3 protein-coding genes and 1 pseudogene are annotated in these 4,650 nt (G+C 53.8%); 1 reads left to right on the top strand and 3 read right to left on the bottom strand.

Annotated elements, in window-relative coordinates; all coding sequences use genetic code 11:
* The 3 genes and pseudogenes from PPL9_RS33075 to PPL9_RS05695 all read right to left on the bottom strand — a co-directional run.
* Positions 1–764: pseudogene (locus PPL9_RS33075) on the bottom strand (hypothetical protein); the annotation flags it as partial.
* A gap of 171 nt (positions 765–935) precedes the next feature.
* Positions 936–2,108, bottom strand: coding sequence for a protein kinase (locus PPL9_RS05700; RefSeq protein ID WP_208989192.1), 1,173 nt, complete (start codon positions 2,106–2,108; stop codon positions 936–938).
* Positions 2,109–2,238: 130 nt separating this feature from the next.
* On the bottom strand, positions 2,239–2,688 hold the full coding sequence (locus tag PPL9_RS05695) for a type III secretion system chaperone (protein WP_208860435.1): 450 nt from the start codon (positions 2,686–2,688) through the stop codon (positions 2,239–2,241).
* A 210-nt stretch (positions 2,689–2,898) separates the two neighbouring features.
* Between PPL9_RS05695 and PPL9_RS05690 the strand changes: the two genes are divergently transcribed.
* Positions 2,899–4,419 carry an NAD(P)H-hydrate dehydratase gene (locus PPL9_RS05690; RefSeq protein WP_244273355.1) on the top strand — a complete coding sequence of 507 codons (1,521 nt, stop codon included), beginning with the start codon at positions 2,899–2,901 and terminating at the stop codon, positions 4,417–4,419.
* Positions 4,420–4,650: the final 231 nt, after the last annotated feature.

Genomic DNA, 4,650 nt, shown 5'->3' with positions numbered 1-4,650 from the left:
TCCCCGAAAGATCCAGCCCCCAGTCGTTTGGCGCGTTTGAGATTGTCGGAGGGGAGAGCCATTGTTGCTGGTGCTTCCGTGCTCTCGTCCTCCTCGGAGAGGCTTGGCTCATTGACACTGCTGACTGTGAACCTATTGACGGGTGGGGCTGCAGTGACTGGTGGTTGCTCCAACTCATCTTCTGAGGAGCTGTCCTCGTCCACACTGCTGACTTCAAACCGGCTTGCAGCGGGCTGTGGTTGTTCCGGCTCTGTGTCGCTCTCTTCATCCTCGGAGCGGCTTGGCTCGTCGACACTGCTGACTGTGAACCTGTTGGTGGGCGACGCTGTGGGTGTTGGTGATTGCTCCAGTTCATCTTCTGAGGGGCTGTCCTCGTCCACATTGCTGACTTCAAACCGGCTTGCGGCGGGCTGTGGTTGTTCCGGCTCTGTGTCGCTCTCTTCATCCTCGGAGAAGCTCGGTTCGCTGACGCTGCTGACCGTGAACCTGTTGACGGGTGGGACTGCGGTGACTGGTGGTTGCTCCAGCTCGTCATCGCTCTCCTCGTCTTCTGAGGAGCTGATTTCTTCGACGTTACTGACGGTGAACCGGCTGCTGGCGGCTATGTGTGGATGGTCGAAATCGGGTTCTGTCTGTCCGTCTTCTGCCGAACTTTCACTCAGGCCCAGCAGGGTTATGACATTGTCTGCCCACGCGCTGATCTGGGCATCCTGAGTTGATGGATCATTCGACGGGTTCTGAAGAAGGTGAGGCGACTTTGTCATATTACAGGTCTTGAGCTGTTTGCGATCGTTTGCTCACTCCACTGTAAACAGAGGCGATGTTGTTAAGGTGTATCGAAATGGAGAGATGTGATTAAAATGTCTGTGAAGGGGTACAATAAAAAAGCCGACCACGAGGCCGGCTTTCTGATGGTTATCATTGCAAGGAGCAGATCAGGTTTGTTGCATGAGAGCTGCGAGTTCTGCCTTGTGGTCTTCTTCCATCTTGGTCATGAGGCCTGAGATCACCTGACGGGCTTCGTCTGGCTGACACAAAGGGTCAGCGATGAAGTTGGTCTTCAGGAGCTCTTCTGCGGTGCCACGCACATCGATGTCCAGCAGGGTTGAGATATTGACGAACTCAACATGAGCGATTTCGCCGCCCTTGCCGAAATGGCCCGGTGTGCCTGCAACGGCTGGGTCATCGGCCTGATTGAGCGCCTGATACTCAATGGTCTCACCGCGACGCTCGATATCTCGAAGTTTGGAATGCATTGCAAAGCCAAGCGCGGCCGGCTCACCAGTATTTTGTGCACCAAATAAATTCTCGGCCTGTTCGCGTGCGCGGTAGGTCATCTGACCAACAGCAAAGGTGTCCTGCTTCTCATTGGCGCGTGGCTTGTCTCCATCTTTGTGGGGAAGAGACAAAAGAGCTTCCGGAGCTGAATGGTCCGGAGTGCCAATAGCGACAGGATCAATGCCGATTTTTGCAGCGCTGCCAAAGTCGACGATTTTAATCGCCTGACTTTCCTTGTCATAAAGGAGGTTGCCACCCTTTATGTCGCTGTGACTGATGCCTGCCTGTGCCAGATGGTGCACGCCGCTCAGAACGTCGCGCATAATGAACTGCACGGTGCCCCAGTACTGGGAATGGCTGAGCTTATTGTTTGTGTAAAGCTTTTCAGCTGTGGTGAAGAGCTTGCCTGCTTCGTAGCCTTCCACATGCTCAAGGGCGAGGCCCTGTACGCCCTGAACTTCGACGATGCCCATGCTTTTGACGATATTATCGTGAGGACCGATCTGGGCAAGTTTGCCATAGACCTGTGCTTCTTGCTGCAGGGCCTGCCAACCGGCTTCGGTGCTTGCGACTTTAAATGCGAAGGACTTGCCGTCCTGATTGACAAGATAGACTTCACCATTGGCACCAGCACCAAGGCGCCTGGCGTTTTGCTCAAGCGCGGTGCGGTCTGCTTCAAAAGGGGCGGTTGCCTCCCGCGTTACACTTTCTGAACTGGTTTGGCTCGGTGGCTTTATCCGGTTTGCGAGCGTTTCAGTTGAAGCGGTGTCGAGGGGCTTCGTATTGCTTGTTGTTGGCGGTGTTGAGCCCTTTGGGGTCTCAATAGACACGCCGCGCGCTTCCAACTTCTCTGATTTTTTTGGCGCAGAGTTTTGTTGTGCACTTACGTCGTTCTGGAGTTGGCTCTGATCAACTGGAGTATGCTTGGGAGAGTTGACGGAATGCATGGGTGAGAGACCTTTACAGGCGAATAGACGTCGTGCTCCAGTCCGGTTCTACGGCTTTGGAGGTTTGGGTGGATTTCGTTTCAGAAAGCCGTGCGCATACCTGCTCGCGAATTTGCATCAGGTTGACCAGTGTGTTCTCCAGTGCAAGGTCATCTGTGAACCGGAGTGTGGCCTGAGCATTCAGTTGCAAGTCACCAGATTGAGACAGTCCGAGGAACGCTCCGCGGAGGAGGTCCACATCCTGGTTGAGCTCCAAAGCCGCCTTCAGTGTGTTTTTATCTTCTGCAAGAAGGAGGCTGGTGCTTATATAAATGAGATCCGAGCTTTCATTGAGTTCGACCGACCAACGACTTCCGTTTGCTTCTTCAATAAGAAATAGTCCAGTATCAGGCTGGGTGGTCATACCCAGACGTCGTGCGAAAGCAGTCATTAGCTGGTCGTAGTGGGCTCGTCTCTCGTGCATGTTTTCGTAGTTTTCCCAAAGTGGTGCGCTGGTATCAACATTTACTCAGGAAGTGCCTCTTAAATCTGTGCCTTTTAGCACTAGCTTATGTTTTGTGATTTTTCGTGATCGAAAAAACGTCGCGGCAGCTGGGTAATGATGAACCAATTTCTTAGGGATAATGGGTAATAAATTTCTCAGAGCCTGACGAATAGGGAAATGGAGAGCTTTATGCATGAGTTATTGACACCATTGCAGATGAAGAAGGCAGATCGCCTGACCATCGAGGGTGGCTTTCCCGGTATTGAGTTGATGCATAATGCGGGCAAGGCTGTGTTTGAGGTGATGCGCCAGATTCTGCATCCCTATTCGCGGGTTCTTGTGTTTTGCGGCCCCGGAAACAACGGCGGAGACGGCTTTGTTGTTGCGCAGCTTGCGGACAATGAGGGCTTTAATGTTTCTGTCGGGCTGGTGTGTGACCCGGAAACTCTCGAAGGCGATGCGGAGCTTGCCTATGATGAGATGGATCTTGATTTAACCTCAATGGATAACATGCGGGCCGCGCTGGAAGAGCTGGGTGAGGACGACGTTGTTGTTGACGCCTTGTTTGGTGCGGGTCTCTCTCGTCCTTTAGATGATGAAGTTCTGGCGCTTGTGCAGCACATTAATGACAGTCCGGCGCAATGTGTCGCAGTTGATCTGCCCTCCGGTGTGAGTGGCCGCAGTGGCGCTGTGCTGGGTGAGGCTGTGCATGCAGATATGACAGTGACGTTTTTTCGTGCCAAGCCGGGGCACTACCTTTATCCGGGCCGGGGACATTGCGGGGAGATCGTTATTGAGCAGATCGGGCTGGAGGACGATGTCTTAGAGAAGATTGGGCCAACCGCCTTTTACAACTGCGACAAGATTTGGGGAGATCTTCCCGATCAGCCGGCTGTGGCAGGGCATAAATATAACAGGGGGCACACTGTTGTTGTGAGTGGTCCCAAGTTTGCCACTGGTGCAAGCCGTCTTGCGGCGCTGGGCGCACAGCGGGCGGGCAGCGGGCTTGTGACTGTAGTGGCGCGGGAGCAGGCGGCTCTGGTCCATGCAGCACATCTGACGAGTATCATGATCCGTCCGGCTGAACGTATTGCCGACTTTGAGCGTATTTTGGAAGACGAGCGGCTCAACTCCGTGGTGATCGGACCGGCAGCTGGTATTGGCCGCGAGACGCAGGAGCGGGTTGCTGAGTGTCTTTCCGGAGCGCGCGGTGTGGTTCTGGATGCGGATGCGCTTTCGTCCTTTGAGGAAAAGCCGGAGCACTTGTTTGCCTACATTGCGGATTCTGACTGCGCTGGGCGTGTTGTGCTCACACCTCATGAGGGTGAGTTCCGGCGTTTGTTCCCTGATTTGTATGATCCCACGTCCACAGATTGCAAAGTGGAGCGCACCAAGAAGGCAGCGAAACAGGCTGGTGCTGTGGTCGTGCTGAAGGGGGCGGATACGGTGATTGCAGACCCTGAGGGCCATGTGTCCATCAATGCCAGTGGCACGCCCTGGCTTGCAACAGCTGGGTCTGGTGATGTGCTGGCGGGTGTGATTGCTGGATATCTGGCGCAAGGACTTGGTGGTTATGAAGCCGCTGCGAAAGGTGTTTGGGTGCATGGCCGGGCTGCTGAGATTGCCGGAGCCGGGCTTATTGCGGAAGATCTGGTTTCGCATATTCCGGATGTGCTCACCGAGCTGGTTCAATTTTTGGGTGATTTTTAAAGCTTCCCCGCCCAAGGGATGGGTTTAGCTGCTGAGATATCTGGTGGGAATCATCAATATTTGTGATAATTAATCTACGAAACGTCATGCGTATCATTTAGTGAGACAAGCAATGCGATAGGCAGACGAGAGAAGGGGGAGGATTGCGCGTAAAACGTGTGATCGTCTTCGCCTTCAGGACGATATTACGGATATTCTTATGAGCAAGACGACACAGCACTCTGCAGCACT

Source organism: Pseudovibrio sp. POLY-S9 (assembly GCF_001431305.1).
Taxonomy (GTDB): domain Bacteria; phylum Pseudomonadota; class Alphaproteobacteria; order Rhizobiales; family Stappiaceae; genus Pseudovibrio.
Note: the sequence above shows the minus strand (reverse complement) of the source record. Positions and strands in the feature narration are given on the sequence as shown.